The sequence below is a fragment of the Dyadobacter sp. SRI_021 genome (assembly GCF_057586235.1).
Window position 1 is genome coordinate 476,140 of the sequence record NZ_JBYCZM010000003.1, and the last position, 20,981, is coordinate 497,120.

Sequence of the window (20,981 nt, forward strand, 5' to 3'; positions counted from 1 at the left end):
GTTATTTGTTCCTTAGCAGATGCTCGGGAATGGGGTTTTCTTCGAGGAGTTTTCGCGCCCGGTCTATTTTTGCTTTTACTACCGGGTGGTCGGATAGATTTGGCAAAGAGCTATCGATTGTCTTACGAGGTGATAAATTTGCAGGAATATTTAATTTTTCTTCCAGGACTTTCATTTCTCCAACCGGCTTGTTTTTACTAATCTACTAAATTTCTTGCTATCAAAAAACTTTCATAGGATTGATTTGGTTCAAATATCCGCCATCCTGAGCGTTGGTAACCAAGTATTTTAAGTTGATGTTTGATGTCATCGCCAATCTTACTAATGGCTATTTTGTAGAGACGAGTTCTGGAAGGACTATTGCCGGTTATAACAATGCTGCTCCTTGGAAACTGAGAAAGATGATCTAAGATAACAGCCATTACGGTTGCGAGAACCTCCGGCATGTCACCGTTGTCTGTGATTGAGTCGTCAACATAATCTTGCGTTACTGGATCGAAATCCAGCAACGCAAGATTGTATATGTCTGGTGCTATCTGGGTTAGTTCTATTGCTTTGTCAATAATGCCGCGCTTACCCACACTTTGGAACTTAAAGTGACCGGTTGCTTCATTAGCTGTATATGGATAAGCCCGGAATTGTCCCATCAGCCAATCACCTCAATCTTCACCTTCAGCAAAAACTCATCCATCTCAATCTCCGTAGCTTCCCCATTCAGGTCGCCTACGAGGTCGAGATCCAGGGCTTGTACTTCCTGGCAGATGTAGTCTTTGTTGGCGGTTACTGCGCTGGCGAGCAGGCCGTCGTTGTTTTGTAATGTGATACGGATTTTATCAGTTACTTCGAAACCGCTGTCTTTGCGCAGGTTCTGGACGCGGTTCACGAAATCGCGGGCAATGCCTTCCAGGCGCAGATCCTCAGTTACCGTGATGTCAAGGGCAACGGTGAGGCCGCCTTCGCTGGCTACGAGCCATCCTGGAACGTCTTCTGCGATGATTTCCACGTCGGTCAATGCGATCTCGATCGGGCCGCTGGCTGCCGAGAGCGTGATAGCGCTGCTGGCTTCGATCTCGCGGATCTGAGCTTCGTCCATAGCAGAAATTGAGGCGGCTACCTCCTTCATTTTCGGTCCGAATTTCGGGCCAAGGGCTTTGAAGTTAGGCTTGATTTTCTTCTTCAAAATGCCGCTATCGTCATGTACGAACTCGATATGTTTCACATTCACCTCCGAAAGAATAATGTAAGCCACTTGCTCGATCTGGCGTTTCGTTTTTTCGCTCAAAACCGGGATGAGGATTTTAGACAATGGCTGCCGAACTTTCAGCTTATGCCCTTTCCGGATCGAGTGTACGAGCGAGCTGATACGCTGCGCGAGATCCATAGCCTCTTCCAGGTCGGTATCCACTACTTCCGCTTCGATTTTTGGCCAGTAAGTCAAATGCACCGAGTCGTATTTGAATGGGGCATTGTGCCGGATCGAAGCTTCGCGGTCGCTGTCTGTCAGGTTTTTGTATAACCATTCACCAAAGAATGGAGCGATGGGCGACATGAGCTGTGAAACAGTTACCAAACAGTGGTGCAAAGTTTCGTAAGCAGCTGCTTTGTCGTCTGTTAAGCCCGCTCCCTGCTCTGCCGACGGGTTCCAGAAACGGCGGCGGTTGAGGCGGATGTACCAGTTTGAAAGCTGATCCGTCACGAAATCCTGTACGAGACGACCCGCTTTGGTCGGGTTGTAATCGTCGAATTGCTCGCCTACTTCTTTGATCAACGTATTCAGTTTCGAAAGGATCCAGCGGTCCAGCTCGGTACGTTTTTCGATGGGCACCGAATTCGCTTCGTGGAATTCGTAACCGTCCAAATTCGCATACAATGCAAAGAAATTGTATGTGTTCACGAGCGTTCCGAAGAATTTGCGCTGCACTTCGCCGATGCCGTCGATGTTGAATTTCAGGTTATCCCAAGGTTCTGCATTGGTGATCATATACCAGCGCGTCGCGTCGGGACCGTATTGTGCCAACGTCGCAAACGGATCCACCGCATTACCGAGGCGTTTCGACATTTTGTTGCCATTCTTGTCGAGTACCAAACCAGTCGATACTACATTTTTGAATGCCACTGAATCGAACAACATGCCCGCAATAGCATGCAATGTGAAGAACCATCCGCGGGTTTGGTCTACGCCTTCTGAAATAAAATCGGCGGGATAAGCCTGATTGAAGATTTCCTGATTCTCGAACGGATAGTGCCATTGTGCATACGGCATCGCGCCCGAGTCGAACCAAACGTCGATCAGGTCCGGCTCGCGGTGCATGATATGGCCGGTTTTACCTACCAACACCACATCGTCTACATACGGGCGGTGCAGGTCGTAGTCGCCATGTTCGAGTTTTTGCAGGTAATCCGAGTTATGCAACGCCTGCTCGCGGGTCAAATGCCCTGAGATAATGGCTTCTTCCAGCTTGTCTTTCAATTCTTCGATCGAACCAATGCACACTTCATCACCATAATCGTTCCGCCAGATCGGCAGCGGCGTGCCCCAGTAGCGCGAGCGCGATAGGTTCCAGTCGACCAGGTTTTCGAGCCAGTTACCGAACCGGCCCGTACCGGTGCTTTCGGGTTTCCAGTTGATGCCTTTGTTCAGTTCCACCAAACGGTCTTTCACCGCCGTAGTGCGGATAAACCAGCTATCGAGCGGGTAATAAAGCACCGGCTTATCGGTACGCCAGCAATGCGGGTACGGGTGCTCGTACTTTTCAACTTTAAATGCTTTACCTTCCTCTTTGAGTTTGATGGCGATCAGCACGTCGGTCGGGCGGAATTCCGGATCGTCCTGCTCGGCCTGTGAATAATATTCAGGCTTTACAAAACGGCCTGCATAATCCGTGATCTCTTTCACGAAACGGCCCTGGCGGTCGACGATAGGCACTTCTTTGCCGTTTTCGTCCTTCACCATAATGGGCGGGATGCCATTCGCCTGCGCTACCCGGAAGTCGTCCGCGCCGAAGGTAGGAGAGGTGTGTACTACCCCGGTACCGTCTTCGGTAGTCACGAAATCGCCGAGGATGACGCGGAATGCGGGAGTTTCGGGCTGTATGTAGGGCAGAAGCTGCTCGTATTCGATGCCTTCGAGATCCTTGCCTTTGAACTCATTCAAAACAGTCCACGGAAGCACCTTTTTATCGCTCGCCGCGTAGCCCTCGAAATCGCCGTCGTGACCTTTTTCGGAGAAATATTTGCCTACCAGATCCTTCGCAAGCACAACCGCAACGGGCTCGTGCGTGTAGGGATTGAAGGTTTTAACCAATACATAATCAATGTTGCCGCCCACTGTCAATGCCGAGTTCGCGGGAAGCGTCCAGGGAGTAGTCGTCCAGGCGAGAATGCGGATGTCTTCGCTCGCCGAGTCGGCCAGGACCGACCATTTCGATGCATCTTTCACTTTGAACATCGCCACGATGGTGGTGTCCTTCACGTCTTTGTACGTGCCAGGCATGTTCAGTTCGTGCGACGACAGACCTGTTCCGGCAGCCGGCGAATAGGGTTGGATCGTGTAGCCTTTATAGAGCAAGCCTTTGTCATACAGCTTTTTGAGCAGATACCAGAGGCTTTCGATGTACTCGCTTTTGTAAGTAATATAAGGATCGTCGAGGTCGACCCAGTAACCCATTTTCTCAGTCAGGTCATTCCACTGGTCGGTAAACTTCATGACCGTCTGGCGGCATTTCTCGTTATAATCCGCAACGGAGATTTTCTTTCCGATATCGTCCTTGATAATGCCCAGCTCCTTTTCAACTTGTAGTTCTACCGGCAGACCGTGCGTGTCCCATCCGCCTTTACGCTTCACCTGGAAGCCTTGCAGCGTTTTATACCGGCAGAAAATATCCTTGATCGCCCGTGCCATCACGTGGTGGATACCCGGCGTGCCATTGGCCGATGGCGGTCCTTCAAAAAATGTGAAAGTAGGAGCGCCCTCACGGGTTTCTACCGACGCTTCAAAGATCTTCTTGTCTTTCCAGAATTTCAGTACTTCGTTCCCGATTTGCGGGTAACTCAGATTTTTATATTCGTTGTATTTCATATGGGTTGTTAGCGTCGGGCATTGGCCCTGGCCGATCATGTAAATAGCACTATTTATAACCCTCTCCGGATTTTAAGAGTGCAAAATTACGGATTTTTTTCTGCTAAAAGGATGTACGCTTTTGAATGAATCTGAGAGAGATTGTATTATTTTGTTACTTCAATCATCAATCACGAAATGGAACTTATTAACCGCCTGTTAACCGCCAACAAATCCTGGGCAGCCAGGCAGCTCGAAGTTGACGATACGTATTTTGATAACCTGGCCAAAGATCAGAAGCCGGACTTCCTCTGGATCGGGTGCTCCGACAGCCGCGTGCCTGCCGAAGACCTGACGGGTTCGCAACCGGGCGAAATGTTCGTTCACCGGAATGTAGCCAACCTCGTGGTGCATACCGATATGAATATGCTGAGCGTTCTGCAATATGCGGTGGAGGTGCTGAAAGTGCGGCATATTCTCGTAGTTGGGCACTACCAATGCGGGGGTGTGAAGGCCTCGATGATGCACAAGGACCTGGGGCTGATTAACCGCTGGCTGCATAATATCAAAGACGTGTACGACAAGTTTGCGACCGAGCTGGATGCGATCGAAGACGAGAAAAAGCGTTTCGACCGTCTGGTGGAATTGAATGTGATCCAGCAGGTGCATAACCTCGCGCAAACGAGCATTGTGCAAGGCGCATGGCACCAGGGGCAGGAGCTGCATTTGCACGGTTGGGTATTCGGCTTGCACGATGGACAGCTTAAAACCCTCGCACATATGCCGCCGACGACCAAAGTGGAAGGTATTTACCGCTACGATTTTTAGTATAGGTTTGTGCAAATCTCCTGATTAGTACGCACTATTTGCAGGCCTCCGGCCGGTCAATACCGAAGCGCCATAGCGGTATGGACCGGCCGGAGGCCTGCAAATAGGCGGTCACGAAGGTTCCCTTCGCGCCACCCCGTTAAAGTACCTTCCTCCCTTCTTCCCTTTCCTCCCTTTTTGGTAGTTAAAATCGTACGCCCTATATTCGTAGTCTTAATTGAGTCTAAATAAGATAAACTGGCGGTGAAGCGATGAAAAAACTGATTGGAAAGCTACATCTGTACCTGGGACTTGTCTCGGGCATTATGGTGTTTATTATTTCCATCACGGGATGTATCCTGGCATTTGAGCAGGAAATCAAAGCGATTACGCAACCCTACATGTTCGTGAAAGGCCCGACGGGCGGGAAAGTGCTGCCACCGTCGGAACTTGCCGAGATTGCCAAAAAAGCATTACCTGGTAAAATTGCGAAAGGGGTTCTTTACGACACGCCTGACCGTAATGCACAAGTCGGTTTTTACAACCTCGATCCTGAATATTATTACGTCGCCTACATTAATCAATACACCGGGAAACTGGAGCATATCTGGAATGAGGATGATGATTTCTTCCATTTCATTCTCCATGGTCATTACTACCTGTGGCTGCCTGAGAAATACGGTCAGACAGTCGTGGCTTCGGCGACGCTGGTTTTCTTTTTCATGATGATCAGCGGAATGGTGCTCTGGTGGCCCAAAAACAAATCGGCTGCCAAACAGCGGTTTTCGATCAAATGGAATGCGGCCTGGCGGCGTAAGAACTATGATCTGCACAATGTACTAGGCTTTTACATTATGTCGATCGGTGTGATCCTGGCGGTTACAGGCTTGGTTTGGGGCTTTCAGTGGTTTTCGCAGGGGCTTTACACGGCCACGGGCGGGCAGGGTTCGGATATGTATTATAACCCGCCTTCCGACACTGTATCCACAGCTCAGGTAGCGGGCCCGATGCAGGCTGTGGACAAGGCCTGGTTTCAATTACAAAAGGAATACCCCCGATATGCAACCCTCAATATTTCGTTTCCCACCGAGAAGGCCGAATCGATATTTTCGTACGTAAACTTTCGGGAAGGCACCTATTATAATGTCGACTACAATTATTTTGACCAATATTCGGTCAAAAAGATCAATGCGACGGGACCCTATACCGGCAAATACAGTGAAGCCAGCTTTGCTAACACGCTGCGCCGTATGAATTACGACATTCACACGGGTGCTATCCTGGGTTTGCCAGGCAAAATTCTCATGTTCTGCGCGAGCCTGGTCTGCGCTTCGTTGCCCATCACTGGCTTTGTGATCTGGTGGGGAAGAAGGAAGAAAGCGCCGAAAAAGGTCAAAAAGAGTGTTCCAGTCTTGGCGACACCATAATGAAAACAGTGTTTCGATAGGGGCGGTCGAGGCCCTCGGATACGGGTGTATAGCCAAGAGCCGGAAAGCCTTATTGTTTTTGGTAAACTCTCACGTAATCCACTTCAAAGCGGGCGGGAAATTCCGTTTTGGACAAATCACCGCCATTATCACCGCCTAATGCCATGCCCAGCAGAATGTAATGCGGTTGCTTGAAAGGCGTAATAGCTTTGTTTTTAGCGTTAACTGCCTTCGCCTGATCTTGTGATGCCATCAGCATGTCATCCACATAAATTTTGATCGAATTCTCGTCCCAATCCATTCGCCAGACGTGGAATTTCGACGACCAATCCGGGTCGTTGAAGGCGCTGATCTGCTTTTTGTTGGTATTCCAAATGGGCTTATAGCGTTCATTCGAGCCCCAGGCGAGATTTGCGAGCAACGTTCCCCGGTAAAACTCCATAATGTCGATTTCGCCATTGTCCGGCCATTCTCCTTTTTCCCCCAACGTCCAGAATGCCGGCCAGATGCCTGAGCGCGTGTCAATTTTGGCCCGCATTTCGAAGCGGCCGTATTGAAAGCTCTTTTTGCCACGGGTAATGATGCTCGCCGAGGTGTATTCAGCGTATTCGCGGCTTTCTTTCCAATTACTGCTGCCGGGTTTGTAATCCGGGTTTTTGACCCGTTCTTTTTTGGCTTCGATAATCAGATAACCGCCTTTGCAGTAGGCATTATCACCCTGATACCATTGATCTTCGTGGTTACGCGTGAAGCCTTTTTCGGGCTGCCACACATTCGGGTCCGGCGCACCGTCGTAATCGAATTCGTCGGCCCATACGAGCTTGTATTGTGCGGTCGCGGGGAGGGAGCTCATAACCGTGAGGATGATCGTTAATAGTAATTTGTCAGGAGTTGTCATGGGTTGTCGAGTATTGCTGTGAGCGGTCTGTCGTGATTTGTTATTCGTTGCTTCCGAGATCATTGTGCAAAGATGTGGCGCCTGCTCTTTTACCCGAAATGCCAAATTGAAAAGAATTGACACTATAAATAGTTGTACCGGGTTTTATTTCTGGCGGTTTTCCTTTTTCTTGTAAACAACGGCTGGGCGTCGCTATTGCCGGCCTTTGTTGATTTTTATATGCGTAAATTTATTGATACTGCTAAAAAAGCCGGTTTGGACGGTTTCATGCTTGCATTACTCAGCATGATCCTGCTTGCCTGGCTCTGGCCCGCGCCGGGGATGCAGGATAGTCCGCTGCACCTCTCTACCGTTTCAACCTATGCGGTTTCAGTCATATTTTTCTTTTACGGCCTTCGCCTGAGTCCCGAAAAGTTGAAGGCCGGGCTCGTAAACTGGCGCCTGCATGTGATGGTGCATTTATCGACATTTGTACTTTTTCCGGTACTGGCGCTCGCATTCCGGTCGTTTTTTCAGAGCGAAGAGGGGCAGGTGATGTGGCTGGCAATCTTTTTTCTGACCGTCCTGCCGTCTACGGTTTCGTCGTCGGTAGTTATGGTATCCATCGCGCGGGGAAATATTCCGGCGGCGATATTCAATGCTAGTATTTCGAGTTTGATCGGCGTTTTCATCACGCCATTGTGGATGGGTCTTGTACTCGAATTCGGTCCCGGACCGGATGGTCCCGGACATTTTGATCTGCTTTCGGTAGTCGGAAAGCTGTCCATGCAAGTACTACTTCCGGTATTCGCCGGGATTGCCCTTAACAGTCGTTGGGGGCATTTCGCGGAACGCCACAAAAAGTACATCCGCTATTTCGATCAGTCGTCGATTTTGCTGATCGTCTACACTTCTTTTTGTGAATCGTTCGGGGAACACCTCTTCGATTCGCTTGGAATAAAAGAAATTGTATTTTTAGGGATAGGAATGCTCACGCTGTTTTTCGGGATCTATTTCTTGCTGACGTTTATTAGCGGCTTGCTGCATTTCAACAGGGAAGATAAGGTTACGGCGGTATTTTGCGGTTCTAAAAAATCGCTGGTGCAAGGTGCGGTGATGTCGAAAGTGCTCTTTGCAGGGCCGGAAGCGGGTTTAATGCTGCTGCCGATTATGCTTTACCATGCATTGCAACTGATTGCGGCGAGCATTATCGCCCAACGGATGGCCCGGGAGCCGGAAATAGCGGAGGATTTTGTACTTAAAAAATAGGATATGCGCATCATATCATGGCTGGTGAGGCTGTTAGTGCTGATTTTGCTTTTGGCAGGGATTAACGCATTGTGGTCGGGTTTTAAAACCGGAAGCTGGATGCCCGATTGGCTCGGCGGGGAAGATAAGGTCGAGGCGATGCATACCGTGGTTTTGCAGGAGATCAGCTCGATGGGTAAGCTCGAAGTCGTGAAATACAACTTCAAGGATGTGGTGGAGCAGGAACTTGTGAAAATGTGGCTGCCCAATGCCAAGGCGATCCTGATCGTACAGGGAGAAGCGATTGGTTGTGTGGATTTAGCCAAAATTTCAATGGAAGATATTACCTCCGACGCCGAAACGCTCGTGATCAATATGCCCGAGCCCGAGCTATGTGTTTTTAAGATAGACCATAGTAAATCAAAGGTTTATAATACTGAATATGCCTTTACCGACGAGGCGAAACTAGTGCAGGAGGCTTATAAACAGGCCGAAAAACAAATACAGAAGTCGGCTCTGGGCATGGGTATTCTCGACCAGACTAAGGAGAATGCCCAAAAAATACTGACCCCGATGCTGGAAAAAGCTTCCGGTAAAAAGGTGGTGCTGAAATTTCCGATGAATGCCAAAGTAGACAAGTTGCGATAATATAAACTGCGCTAAACCAACCCTTTCTAATGAGTAAAAAAGGATTTCTGACGCTGGATGAACTTTCGGGCAAGATTGGGGGAGGGGAGATTGAAACCATTGTAGTGGCATTTACGGACCATTACGGCCGGCTCATGGGCAAGCGCGTAGACGCTGATTATTTCCTCGATTCGGTAGCTAAATCGGGCACGCACGGCTGCAATTATCTGCTCACGACCGATATGGCCATGGACCCGGTACCCGGCTACCGGTATGCCAACTGGGAGCTCGGTTACGGTGATTTCCATCTGGTGCCCGACCTCGCTACCCTGCGCACCGCCGATTGGCTCGACAAAACCGCATTGGTGATTTGCGATGTACATAACGACAAGTCGCACCAGCTGGAATCGATTGCGCCGAGGTCACTGTTAAAAAAACAACTGGCCTCGCTCGCGGCGGACGGCGTCGAATGCTTTGCAGCCTCCGAATTGGAATATTACCTGCTCGAAAACAGCTATAAGCAGGCATTTCAGCAAAACTATCAGAACCTGAGTCCGGCGGGATATTATCTCGAAGATTACCACATAATGCAAGGCACGCGAAACGAAAAGTATACTTCGGCGGTCCGCAGGCATTTAAAAAACTCCGGTATTGCCGTTGAAACTTCCAAGGGTGAATGGGGCCTGGGGCAGCACGAACTGAACGTCAAATATGCGGACGTGCTCTCGATGGCCGACAACCACATCGTGTACAAGCAATGCATGAAGGAAGTGGCCGATGCAATGGGCCTTTCCGTAACATTCATGGCCAAATTTGCAACTGATCAGGCGGGTTCGAGTAGTCATATTCACATGAGCCTGTGGAAAGACGGCAAGAATATCTTCGATGGCGACCAGCAGTTCGGGCCGGTGAAAGGCTCCGATATTTTCCGCTGGTTCCTCGGCGGCTGGATCAAACACGTACCGGACGTCATGCCGTTCTACGCACCGACCGTTAATTCCTATAAACGTTTCGTTGACGGATCCTGGGCTCCTACGCGGCTTGCGTGGAGCTATGATAACCGCACAGCCGGTTTCCGGGTCGTAGGCAACGGAGCCAGTCTGCGGATCGAATGCCGCATTCCCGGTGCCGATTGTAACCCTTACCTGGCATTTGCCGCGTCACTGGCCTCGGGCCTCGACGGCATCCGGAACCGTATTGAGCCACCTGAATGCTTTATCGGCGATATTTATGCCGCCGCGCATTTGCCTCGCGTACCCTACACGCTCGCGGAATCCGTTACACTGTTCGAAAACAGCGCGTTTGCCAAAAAGGCATTCGGAGAGGAAGTGGTTGAGCATTACACACATTTCTTTAAAACCGAGCAGCGGGCGTACGATACCTCCGTGACGGACTGGGAGCGGAAGCGGTATTTTGAACAGATTTAATCACTCGTTACTATCCAAAAAAACATAACCAATCAAACCCCATGCGCTTAGAAAACAAAGTCGCGCTTATTACAGGTGGAAGCGGCGGAATCGGTCGTGAAACTGCTATTTTATTTGCCAAAGAAGGAGCTAAAATCGTCGTGACGGATGTGAACGACGCCGCTGGTCAGGAGACGGTCGATGAGATCGTGAAAAATGGCGGAGAAGCTCACTTTTTACATTCGGATGTTTCCAAAGCGGCTGACTGCGAAGCGGCTGTGGCATTTACCGAAGAAAAATTCGGAAAACTGAATATCCTTTTCAATAACGCGGGGATCATGCACAGCGACGATGATAATGCCGTTACCACGGAGGAAGCGATCTGGGACCTGACGATGAATATCAATGCGAAAGGTGTTTTCCTGGGCTGCAAATACGGTATACCGGCATTGAAGCGTGCAGGAGGAGGTTCCATTATTAATACGGCTTCATTTGTAGCTATTTTAGGTGCCGCTACGCCGCAGGTGGCTTATACAGCAAGTAAAGGAGCGGTTCTTGCGCTTACGCGTGAACTCGCGGTCATCCACGCACGAGAGAACATCCGCGTGAACGCTTTGTGCCCGGGCCCGTTGCGCACGGAACTGCTGATGAAGTTTTTGAACACCGAAGAAAAGAAACAACGCCGCCTGGTACACATCCCGATGGGCCGTTTCGGCGAAGCCAAAGAAATGGCTTACGCTGCATTGTTCCTCGCTTCGGACGAAGCTTCTTTCGTTACCGGCACCGACTTCCTCGTTGACGGCGGTATTACTTCGGCATATGTAACTCCATTGTAATTTGGGAGAAGGGAGGAAGGAGAAAGGGGAGGATGGAGGAGGCTCCATTCAGGTTCCCCTTCCTCCCTTTCCTCCCTTTCCTCCCTTTCTCACTTTAAATATGATTCAAAAAACGATAAGCCCGATCGACGGCTCCGTGTATGTGGAGCGCGAATTGGCGAACGCCGAGGCAGTGGAAGCTGCTTTGGAAAAAGCGGTAACAGCCCAAAAAGAATGGAAAAAGACGACATTGGCGCAACGTGAGGCTATTTGCCGGAAAGCGGTGGAGTATTTCCTGAACAATGCAGAGGAAATCGGTCTGGAACTGACCTGGCAAATGGGGCGGCCGATCCGCTACACGGCGAATGAGATCCGCCGCGGGTTTCAGGAGCGCGCTAACTACATGATTTCCGTAGCTGAAAAGGCACTCGCGGATGTGGAAGTCGATGAAATTCCTGGCTTTAAAAGATTTGTAAAAAGGGAGCCCCTGGGTGTAGTATTCGTAGTGGCGCCGTGGAATTATCCTTATCTGACGTCCGTGAACTCAGTGATACCGGCTATTATGTCGGGTAATGCGGTGATCTTGAAGCATGCACAGCAGACACCCCTTTGTGCAGAGCGTTACGCCGCCGCATTCGAGTACGCCGGTTTGCCGGAGGGTGTGTTTCAATATCTGCATTTAAGTCACGACCAGGTGGCGCAGGTGATTGGCGACGCGCGGGTCGACTATGTGGCATTTACGGGTTCGGTGGAAGGCGGTCATGCGGTGCAGAAAGCCATTAATGAGCGGTTTATAGTCGGCGGGCTGGAACTCGGCGGAAAGGATCCTGCATACGTACGTGCGGACGCGAACCTGGCCGACGCGATCGAAAACCTGGTAGACGGCTCCTTCTTCAATTCAGGACAGTCGTGCTGCGGAATCGAGCGCATTTATGTACATCAGGCCGTTTATGATGAATTTATAAAGGGTTTTGAAGAATTGACCAAGACTTATATCCTGGGTGATCCGCGTGACACTGAAACGACATTAGGGCCGATGGTAAGGACCTCAGCAGCCAGCTTTGCACAAAAACAGATTGATGATGCTATTGCTCAGGGTGCCACTGCGTTGATCGACCCTGCATTGTTTCCTGCGCACCAGTCGGGTACGCCCTACCTCGCGCCGCAAGTGCTCGTGAATGTAAACCATTCGATGGACATTATGACGGAGGAAACTTTCGCGCCGGTAGTAGGTATTATGCCCGTCGCGAGCGACGAGGAGGCCATTCGGCTCATGAACGACAGCCAATACGGTCTTACCGCTTCCATCTGGACTTCAGACGTCGATGCGGCATTGCAGATCGGCGAGCAGGTCGAAACAGGCACCTGGTTCATGAACCGTTGCGACTACCTTGATCCCGCATTGGCCTGGACGGGTGTTAAGAATTCCGGTCGCGGTTGTACGCTGTCAGTCGTAGGTTACGAAGCATTAACGCGGCCTAAGTCTTTTCATTTGAAAATAGGGTAACATGGTTTGTTCGGCTATCTTTAATGTGAAAACCAGCCAATGTGAGGTATGAAAAGCATCGACACACTTGATTTAAATGGCACGTACAGCTATGCGGATTATTTGAAATGGGAGTTTGAAGAGCGCCTTGAACTAATCAAGGGAAAGATTTTCAAAATGTCGCCCGCGCCTGCTACCCGGCATCAACGAATTTCGGCATTGCTTTTATCCGAAATATGGCAATTGCTTAAATACAGAGACTGCCAGGTTTTTGCAGCTCCTTTTGATGTGAGACTTCCAAGGTTTGATGTTCAATCCGACAAGGAAATTCTCACAGTTGTTCAGCCCGATATTTCAGTGATTTGTGATCCAAGTAAAATAGATGAAAAAGGCTGTCTTGGTGCGCCCGACTGGATTATCGAGATACTATCCCCTGGCAACACCAGAAAGGAAATGGACAGCAAGTTTGATGTGTATGAGGAATCCGGTGTGAAAGAATATTGGTTGGTAGAGCCAAATGATGAAGTGATTTTCGTGTACGTATTAATTGAAGAAGGGAGATTTATTGGATTGAAGCCGTATACCGTAGGTCAGGCGCTTACTTCGATTACGTTACCTGACTTTACCATCGATTTAAACCAGCTTTTTGATAAAAAGTAGAATAACAATATGACAAAAGTCGGATTGCTGGAATGCGACCATGTACGCGAAGAGCTGTTGCCGATTGCGGGAGATTACCGGGAGATGTTCCCGGCTTTGTTTTCCCAGGTTGCACCGGATTGGGAGTTTACATTTTATAATGTTTGCAACGGATATTTTCCGGCTTCCGCAGATGAGTGTGACGTGTACGTTTGCACCGGTTCCAGGTTCTCGGTTTATGATGATGAGCCCTGGATTCATCGGTTGAAGGAGTTTGTACGTGAAATCCGTGATTCGGGTAAAAAATATCTGGGGATCTGTTTCGGGCATCAGATGCTGGCCGAAGCATTGGGTGGAAAAGTGGAAAAATCGGCTGTGGGCTGGTGCGTAGGTGTGCATAATTTCCAGGTGTTGAGCCAGCAGGAATGGATGCAACCGGCGCGACAGTCGTTCAATTTGCTGATGATGTGCCAGGACCAGGTGATGGAACTGCCGCCGGACAGCAAGCTGCTGGCCGAGTCGCAGGATTGTCCGATCGGCATGTTCACGGTCGGGGAAAACATGGTAGGGATACAGGCTCATCCCGAGTTTCCGAAGGCTTATGAAAAAGCATTGATGGAAATCCGAACGGATCGCATTGGTCAGGCGAAGGTCGAAATGGGCGTCGTGAGCCTGGAATTGCCGCTTCATGAGTTGACTTTTGCGAATTGGTTAAAGAATTTCGCCGCGTTATGAAGTGGCATGGCGGTTTGCTATTTTTACCGCTGCTAAGATTTTAACTTACCATTACCCGCAATGACCGAGAACAGCAAGGTATCCAGGCGTCAGATTTTGAGTGCCCACCAGACAGGCCAGAAAATACGCCGGATCGCTTTTGAAATATACGAGCAGAATTTTGAAGAAAAGGGCATTATTGTCGCCGGAATCGCAGGTGAAGGTTTTGCATTCGCTCAAAGACTGGTAGCCGAACTCACAGCAATATCCCCGCTGGACGCGCAATTGATCGAGCTCCGTTTCGACAAAAACATCCACCAGCAAAGCCCGATTCTGTTCGATCGCGAACTGAATGTGGAAAATCAGGTAGTAATCGTCGCGGATGATGTGCTTAATACAGGCCGTACGCTCGCATTCGCCTTGGAGCCGTTCCTGAAAGTACCGATGAAAAAGGTTCAGGTGGCGGTAATCGTCGACCGCAGCCACCACAAATTCCCGATTCACGCCGACTATGTGGGGTATTCGTTGAGTACCACGCTCATGGAGCATGTAGAAGTGGTTTTAAGCAGGGCAGAGGAAGAGGGGGTTTATTTAAAATGATATTTGCCACCGCAGCGCCGCTGCGGTGGCATCAAAACGATTGTAAACTAATGGAAAACACGCCTTAGTTTGACGTTTTCAACCGGTCTGATAATAAGCGGTACTTTTTCTATTTTGACGGAACTGCTATCGAGCCCGAACCACTTGTCTTCCGGTGTTGTGAAATCCTTGACAAAGAAATAAGTCTTCATTACGAGCTGTTCCAGGAAGGGCAGGTCGTTTTCAAACGAAAGGAACCTCTCTAATACTACAAAACGGAAATCTCCCGTAATGTTCTGTTTGCTCAGTGATTCATACCGGCTAGTAATGTCCACTTCCTTGTTTAAAACCATATCCTCAACGACTTTCCGGAAGAACATATTGATCCGTTGGTCGACGCGGAAACCGAGCCGGAAGTTAATTTTAATGACATTATCGTGGTGGTCCTCGTCGGACAGTACCTTGTATTCCATTGTGTAGGGATCATCCGTAATGTCGACGTGGATGAACCAGTACACATCAGCGCGTTTCGGCCGTTTCTGGAAAATAGAGTAAATAACCTTCGTTTCGATTTCCGTTGCGCGGGAGGCGTTCGTCATGAAAACGAGGTGGGTAGTGTACTTGGGAATACTGATGTCGCGGCTCAGCTCCTGCAATGCGGGCAGGTATTTTTCGAGCTTGGTGTACTCGGTGAGCCTGAGTTTGATATAGAACGCCTTGAGCCACACCGCCATCAAACCTGCGACCATTGTGCCGACCATAATCGTGAACCAGCCGCCGTGAGTGAATTTCAGCAGGTTAGCGCCGAGGAACGCACCTTCAATTGAAAGGTATACCAGCATGAACAGGATTACGATCCATAAATTCACCCGTTTTACGTATAGATAATACGACATCAGGATGGTAGTCATGATCATTGTGAGGGTGATAGCGAGCCCGTAAGCGGCTTCCATATTGGCCGACTCCTTGAAGTAAAGTACGACTGCCGTACAGCCCAGCAAGAGCAGCCAGTTAATACTTGGTACGTAGAGCTGGCCTTTTTGGTCACTGGGATAGATAAGCCTCACTTTCGGCCAGAAGTTGAGCCGTATTGCCTCTGAAATAAGCGTAAAAGAGCCTGATATTAATGCCTGGCTGGCGATAATCGCTGCGGAGGTTGCAATGACGATACCGGGCAGAAGCCACCATTCGGGCATGATTTCATAGAAAGGCTTACGTCCGCTCAGCAAATTGCCGGTTTGGGACAAAAGCCAGGCGCCCTGACCAAAGTAGTTCAATATCAAACAGGATTTGACAAGTACCCAGCTCACCCGGATATTTCCCCTGCCGCAATGTCCAAGGTCGGTGTAGAGTGCCTCGGCCCCCGTGGTACAAAGAAAGACTGCGCCAAGCATCCAGAAGCCGCCCGGATGCTGTGTTAGCAATTGATAGCCATAAATCGGATTGAATGCCTTGAATATGCCCGGGTGTCCCATGATCTGATAAATTCCCAGAACGCCCAGCATCACAAACCAGGTTACCATTAAAGGGCCAAATGTCCGGCCGACGATTTTAGTACCAAATGCCTGGATCAGGAAGATGGCTGTCAGAATGCCGAGAACGATGGGGATGGTCTGGATGTTCGGATACAAAAGCTTTAACCCTTCTACTGCCGATGCAACGGAAATAGGCGGGGTGATAATGCCGTCGGCGAGAAGCGTACTGCCACCGATGATAGCGGGAACGGTGAGCCATCGTGCATGCTTTCTCACCAATGCGTACAAAGCGAAGATGCCTCCCTCTCCCCGGTTGTCGGCCCGGAGGATCAAGATTACATATTTGACGGTTGTTTGGAGGGTAAGTGTCCAGAATATACAGGACAGTGCGCCGTAGATAATTTCTTCGGTTATCACCTCGCTGCCGATAATCGCCTGCATTACATAAAGTGGCGACGTACCGATATCACCGTAGATAATGCCGAACGCCACCAGAAGCCCGGCGGCCGTTACCTTGTCAACTTTGTGTTTTGATTCCATCCACCTTTTCTGAAAAACGGCGAAAGTTAGGAAACCGCTTGCAAAGAAGGTATTACAAAATACAAATTTAATTTGTCAGTGCGACACTAGGCGGTAAAAGTGTTGAGAAGCAGGTAGCCATTCAACCCAATAATAATCAGCGCAATGACCCAGCTAACTGCCGTTAATGGCCGTGAATTGGCAAACGGTCCCATGATTTTGCTGTTCGAAGTGAAAAATACCAGCGGTACCACGGCAAAACTCAGTTGCAGGGACAGAATCACCTGGCTGAGCACGAGTAGTTCGGCTGTTCCGCGCTCGCCGTACAGGTAGGACACGAACAGCGCAGGGATAATGGCGATACCGCGCGTCAGCAGCCGGCGTAGCCAGGGTTTCAGGCGAATATTGAGGAAGCCTTCCATCACGATCTGCCCTGCGAGGGTGCCTGTGAGTGTGGAGCTCTGTCCTGACGCGAGTAATGCGAGGGCGAAGAATATACCCGCGAGACTCACGCCGAGCACAGGATCGAGGAGATGGTAGGCGTCGGTGATGTCGGCGATTTCAAAATGGCCGTTGGCGTGGAATGCCGACGCGGCCAGAATAAGGATGGAGCCGTTGATGAAGAAAGCCAGTGCCAGCGAAACGGTCGAATCGATGGTCGCGAAGTGTATCGCGGAACGTTTGCCTGCCTCGTCTTTTTTGAAATTGCGGGTCTGGACGATGCTGGAATGTAAATACAGGTTGTGCGGCATCACGGTGGCTCCGAGGATACCGATGGCGATATAGAGCATTCCCGGGTCGGTCACGATTTCCTTTTTAGGCACCAATCCACCCATAATACCAGCCAGCGATGGCTGTGAAACGATCATTTCATATAAAAAACTCAGCAGGATAATACTCATAAGCCCGGCCACAATGCTCTCGATAATGCGAAATCCCTTTTGTTGGAAATACAAGACAATAAGCACATCGAATGCCGTAAACAGGACGCCAATGGGCAACGGAAGCCCAAAAAGGAGGTTCAAAGCAATGGCAGAACCGATCACTTCGGCGAGGTCGGTGGCGGCGATGGCGATTTCAGAAAGCAACCAGAGTACAAACGATATGGGACGGGAGTAGTAATCACGGCAGGCCTGCGCAAGGTCGCGGCCGGATGCAATGCCAAGTTTCAGCGACAAATGCTGCAAAAGCATGGCAAAGAGGTTTGAGATCAGGATTACGGAAAGCAGCGTGTAGCCAAACCGCGAGCCGCCCTCGATATCGGTAGCCCAGTTGCCCGGATCGATGTAGCCTACGGCCACCATCAGGCCCGGACCAGCAAATGCAGCCATTTTTTTCCAGAAACCAGCTCCTTCCGGCACCGAAATCGAGGAGTGAACTTCGGATAGCGAGCGGAGCTGCTCGCCATGGCCCGGTGTTTTCTCTTGCAAAGACTTATCTATTTTTAAATCGTCAATCATTTCCTTAGTCTCCGAAATAAACAATTTAGTTCTCTAAAAACAAAGATAAGGAAATTCTGAATATATTTTTAGGTTAGTCTAAATTTTTTAATTTACAGATAGTAAATCGTACTTTTGCCGGATATTTAAGATTGGTAACCGGGGCTTACAAAGCATGCAGAATTCTTTCACAGAAGAAAATTACTTGAAGATCATCCACGCGCTTTCCGGACGCGACGGGGTAGAAGTGAGCACGAACGCGCTTGCGGAGAGTACGTCTACGCGTGCCGCGTCGGTAACGGACATGCTGCGCAAGCTGGCCGAGAAGGGATTGATCCATTATAAAAAATACCAGGGGGTAACACTGACGGAAAGTGGGGAAAAAGTGGCGATCAAGGTGATCCGCAAGCATCGCCTCTGGGAAGTTTTTCTGGTTGAAAAGCTGGGTTTCGGTTGGGACGAGGTGCACGATATTGCCGAAGAACTGGAACATATTCCATCGGAAGTATTGGTGGAAAAGCTAGATGCATTCCTGGGCCATCCGAAGTTTGATCCGCACGGTGACCCTATTCCAGACGCGAAAGGGAACCTTACGGAACCCGACTATTTAATTCTTACTGACGTGCACGTTGGTGAAAAAGTGTTAATGATGGGGGTGCTCGATCATGCCCCTTCTTTCCTGCAACACCTTGACCGGTCGGGAATTACGCTTGGTGCGGTGATAGAGGTGAAGGAAATTAATGAATATGACAAATCGGCGTCCGTACAGATTAATGGCGGTCCGACGTTGTTTATCAGTCTCGAAGTGTCCAAAAACCTGCTGGTACAGCGCCGATGAGACCATAACCAGCCATGAACTTTAAAATCCTCGATCGGTACCTGATCAAAAACTTCCTGATTACCTACGTATTCGTGGCGTTCGTCATCGTACTGATTATCTGTATGATCGACTACACCGAAAAGGTGGACGACTTCCTCGACAAAAAAGCGCCGCTCAGGGAGATACTCGTCGATTATTACCTTAATCTGATTCCCTACTGGATCAACTATATCAGCCCGCTGATGGTGTTCATCGCAACGGTGTTCTTCACCTCGCGTATTGCGGCACGCACGGAAATCATAGCCATGCTGAGCAGCGGGATCAGTTTTACGCGGATGCTGATGCCCTACATGGCCGGGGCGGTTGTGCTCGGGATTCTGACGTTCATTCAGGTAGGATGGGTTTTGCCCAGAGCCAACAAGATCCGGGTTGGTTTTGAAAAAACTTATGTAAAAAACGAGTTCTATTTCAGCGGGCACAACGTTCATATCACCATCGCGCCCGACGTGTATGCCTACCTGGAAAGCTACAATACCACCACGCAGACCGGGAATAAATTCACGATGGAGACGATTAAAGGCACGAAACTGCTTCAAAAGTTTTACGCGGAGAAAATCGTCTGGCAGCCAAAAAAGAAGAAATGGACGCTACAAAATTACCAGGTGCGGACGCTTGACAGTCTCGGCGAACGGCTGAGCCGCGGAACGGAGATAGACACGACCATTAACCTCTCTCCCAAAGATTTCGAAAGTGATTATAACCTCTACGAGACATTTACATTACCGGAGCTGAACGCCTACATAGAGCTGCTGAAAAGCCGCGGTGCCGATGGTCTGGAGGTGTATTTGATTGAAAAGTATATTCGCTTCACCCAACCGTTCGCCATCCTGATCCTGACGGCTATCGGCATGATTGTTTCGGCCCGGAAGAGCCGCCGCGGGGTAGGCTGGCAGATTGCCCTTGGCTTTATGCTGGCATTTGTTTACATCCTTTTCTTTTTATTATCCAAAGGTGTGGCCGAAGCGGGTACGATCAATACGCTTTTTGCCGTGTGGCTGCCTAATATCGTGTTTTCACTGATCGGAGTGCTGCTTTACAAAACATTACCCAGGTAGTATGCTTTCCTCCGCTTCCGTTCGCTCGTACCTGCATTTGCATTTCCTGGTGATGATCTGGGGCTTCACGGCCATTGTGGGGCTGATGGTCTCTATTTCGCCGGTTGCATTGGTTTTGTACCGGACGTTTTTTGCGGCTATCGGCCTGAGTGTTGTCATATTGTTGTCAAAAAAAAGTTTTGCGATTGAAGGGCGCGATCTGTTGAGGATACTGGGTGTGGGCTTTTTGCTTTCTGCCCATTGGATGCTGTTTTTCGCGTCGGCCCGGATTTCTACCGCTTCGGTTTGCCTGGCAGGAATGGCTACTACTTCCCTCTGGACGAGCCTTTTGGAGCCATTAGTTAATAAGCGGAAGATCAGTCCGCTCGAAGTGGGGTTGGGTATTCTCGCATTTGCGGGCTTGTACGTGGTTTTTAGATTTGAATTTGACCATGCATTAGGCCTGGGGCTTGCTATTGCTTCTGCCATGCTGGCGGCGAGTTTTACAGTAGCCAACAGCCGGCTCGTGCAGCGGATTGATGCCTGGGTGATCACTTTTTATGAAATGTCGGGGGCGTCATTGTTTTCGCTGCTGTTTCTCGGGATTTCTGAAAACAAAGACTGGAATGGCGGAGCGCCATTCATTCCGGCGCAGGGCGATTGGGTCTGGATATTGTTCCTCGCGCTCGTGTGTACCGTGTACGCGAGCACGATGGCGACTCAGCTGATGAAGCAATTTTCTGCTTACCTCATTAACCTGACTATCAATCTGGAGCCGGTTTACGGCATCGCATTGGCCTTTTTTATTTTCGGAGAAAAAGAGCGGATGACGCAAGGTTTTTACATGGGTACGCTGCTGATTTTGCTGGCGGTGATCCTGTATCCATTGCTGACTACCACCGTAATGAAGAAGAATAACCGTAAGATAATTGAAGCCGGTAAATAGATCATA

Annotated in this window: 19 protein-coding genes; 13 read left to right on the plus strand and 6 right to left on the minus strand. The window is 49.6% G+C overall.

The window, feature by feature from the left end; genetic code table 11:
- Position 1: 1 nt before the first annotated feature.
- Genes AC2YIT_RS11305 through ileS form a run of 3 tightly spaced genes read right to left on the minus strand, consistent with a single transcriptional unit; the run spans position 2 to position 4,078 of the window.
- Positions 2-175, minus strand: coding sequence for a hypothetical protein (locus tag AC2YIT_RS11305; RefSeq protein ID WP_430844726.1), 174 nt, complete (start codon positions 173-175; stop codon positions 2-4).
- A 22-nt stretch (positions 176-197) separates the two neighbouring features.
- A complete protein-coding gene (locus AC2YIT_RS11310; protein WP_430844727.1) occupies positions 198-647 on the minus strand; it encodes a DUF6934 family protein in 450 nt (149 codons plus the stop codon).
- Positions 647-4,078 (minus strand): isoleucine--tRNA ligase, encoded by a 3,432-nt coding sequence (gene ileS, locus AC2YIT_RS11315; protein ID WP_487279236.1) that lies wholly within the window; start codon positions 4,076-4,078, stop codon positions 647-649. The genes AC2YIT_RS11310 and ileS overlap by 1 nt, the downstream gene beginning before the upstream one ends.
- A gap of 177 nt (positions 4,079-4,255) precedes the next feature.
- Between ileS and can the strand changes: the two genes are divergently transcribed.
- Positions 4,256-4,885 (plus strand): carbonate dehydratase, encoded by a 630-nt coding sequence (can, locus tag AC2YIT_RS11320; protein ID WP_430844729.1) that lies wholly within the window; start codon positions 4,256-4,258, stop codon positions 4,883-4,885.
- Between the two features lie 251 nt (positions 4,886-5,136).
- A complete protein-coding gene (locus AC2YIT_RS11325) occupies positions 5,137-6,291 on the plus strand; it encodes a PepSY-associated TM helix domain-containing protein (RefSeq protein WP_487279237.1) in 1,155 nt (384 codons plus the stop codon).
- A 70-nt stretch (positions 6,292-6,361) separates the two neighbouring features.
- Here AC2YIT_RS11325 and AC2YIT_RS11330 read toward each other — a convergent pair whose 3' ends face one another.
- The gene (locus tag AC2YIT_RS11330; protein ID WP_487279238.1) at positions 6,362-7,189 is read right to left on the minus strand and encodes a glycoside hydrolase family 16 protein; all 828 of its coding nucleotides are present in this window, start codon (positions 7,187-7,189) and stop codon (positions 6,362-6,364) included.
- Positions 7,190-7,408: 219 nt separating this feature from the next.
- On the opposite strand from AC2YIT_RS11330, the gene AC2YIT_RS11335 reads away from it, so the two are divergent.
- From AC2YIT_RS11335 to AC2YIT_RS11370, 8 genes are all read left to right on the plus strand, one after another.
- Positions 7,409-8,437: a bile acid:sodium symporter family protein gene (locus tag AC2YIT_RS11335; RefSeq protein ID WP_487279239.1), complete on the plus strand. Its 1,029-nt coding sequence runs from the start codon at positions 7,409-7,411 to the stop codon at positions 8,435-8,437.
- A gap of 3 nt (positions 8,438-8,440) precedes the next feature.
- A complete protein-coding gene (locus AC2YIT_RS11340) occupies positions 8,441-9,064 on the plus strand; it encodes a DUF4230 domain-containing protein (RefSeq protein ID WP_487279240.1) in 624 nt (207 codons plus the stop codon).
- 29 nt (positions 9,065-9,093) lie between these two features.
- Positions 9,094-10,470, plus strand: coding sequence for a glutamine synthetase family protein (locus AC2YIT_RS11345; RefSeq protein WP_487279241.1), 1,377 nt, complete (start codon positions 9,094-9,096; stop codon positions 10,468-10,470).
- A 41-nt stretch (positions 10,471-10,511) separates the two neighbouring features.
- Positions 10,512-11,285 carry a glucose 1-dehydrogenase gene (locus tag AC2YIT_RS11350; RefSeq protein WP_487279242.1) on the plus strand — a complete coding sequence of 258 codons (774 nt, stop codon included), beginning with the start codon at positions 10,512-10,514 and terminating at the stop codon, positions 11,283-11,285.
- 100 nt (positions 11,286-11,385) lie between these two features.
- Positions 11,386-12,771, plus strand: a complete 1,386-nt coding sequence (locus AC2YIT_RS11355) for an aldehyde dehydrogenase family protein (protein ID WP_487279243.1) — start codon at positions 11,386-11,388, stop codon at positions 12,769-12,771.
- A gap of 48 nt (positions 12,772-12,819) precedes the next feature.
- Positions 12,820-13,410, plus strand: a complete 591-nt coding sequence (locus AC2YIT_RS11360; RefSeq protein WP_430844741.1) for a Uma2 family endonuclease — start codon at positions 12,820-12,822, stop codon at positions 13,408-13,410.
- Positions 13,411-13,419: 9 nt separating this feature from the next.
- Positions 13,420-14,124 carry a glutamine amidotransferase-related protein gene (locus tag AC2YIT_RS11365; RefSeq protein ID WP_430844742.1) on the plus strand — a complete coding sequence of 235 codons (705 nt, stop codon included), beginning with the start codon at positions 13,420-13,422 and terminating at the stop codon, positions 14,122-14,124.
- 60 nt (positions 14,125-14,184) lie between these two features.
- Positions 14,185-14,703 (plus strand): phosphoribosyltransferase family protein, encoded by a 519-nt coding sequence (locus AC2YIT_RS11370; RefSeq protein WP_430844744.1) that lies wholly within the window; start codon positions 14,185-14,187, stop codon positions 14,701-14,703.
- A gap of 47 nt (positions 14,704-14,750) precedes the next feature.
- On the opposite strand, the gene AC2YIT_RS11375 is transcribed toward AC2YIT_RS11370, so the two are convergent.
- Entirely contained in the window at positions 14,751-16,697 is a 1,947-nt protein-coding gene (locus AC2YIT_RS11375; RefSeq protein ID WP_430844746.1) for a KUP/HAK/KT family potassium transporter, read from the minus strand.
- Between the two features lie 86 nt (positions 16,698-16,783).
- Positions 16,784-18,136, minus strand: a complete 1,353-nt coding sequence (locus AC2YIT_RS11380; protein ID WP_487279244.1) for an Nramp family divalent metal transporter — start codon at positions 18,134-18,136, stop codon at positions 16,784-16,786.
- A gap of 154 nt (positions 18,137-18,290) precedes the next feature.
- On the opposite strand from AC2YIT_RS11380, the gene AC2YIT_RS11385 reads away from it, so the two are divergent.
- From AC2YIT_RS11385 to AC2YIT_RS11395, 3 genes are read left to right on the plus strand one after another with little or no spacing between them, the layout of a single operon-like run.
- The gene (locus tag AC2YIT_RS11385) at positions 18,291-18,953 is read left to right on the plus strand and encodes a metal-dependent transcriptional regulator (RefSeq protein ID WP_430844749.1); all 663 of its coding nucleotides are present in this window, start codon (positions 18,291-18,293) and stop codon (positions 18,951-18,953) included.
- A gap of 14 nt (positions 18,954-18,967) precedes the next feature.
- A complete protein-coding gene (locus AC2YIT_RS11390; protein WP_487279245.1) occupies positions 18,968-20,050 on the plus strand; it encodes an LptF/LptG family permease in 1,083 nt (360 codons plus the stop codon).
- A gap of 1 nt (position 20,051) precedes the next feature.
- The gene (locus AC2YIT_RS11395) at positions 20,052-20,975 is read left to right on the plus strand and encodes a DMT family transporter (protein ID WP_487279246.1); all 924 of its coding nucleotides are present in this window, start codon (positions 20,052-20,054) and stop codon (positions 20,973-20,975) included.
- The last annotated feature ends 6 nt before the right edge of the window (positions 20,976-20,981 follow it).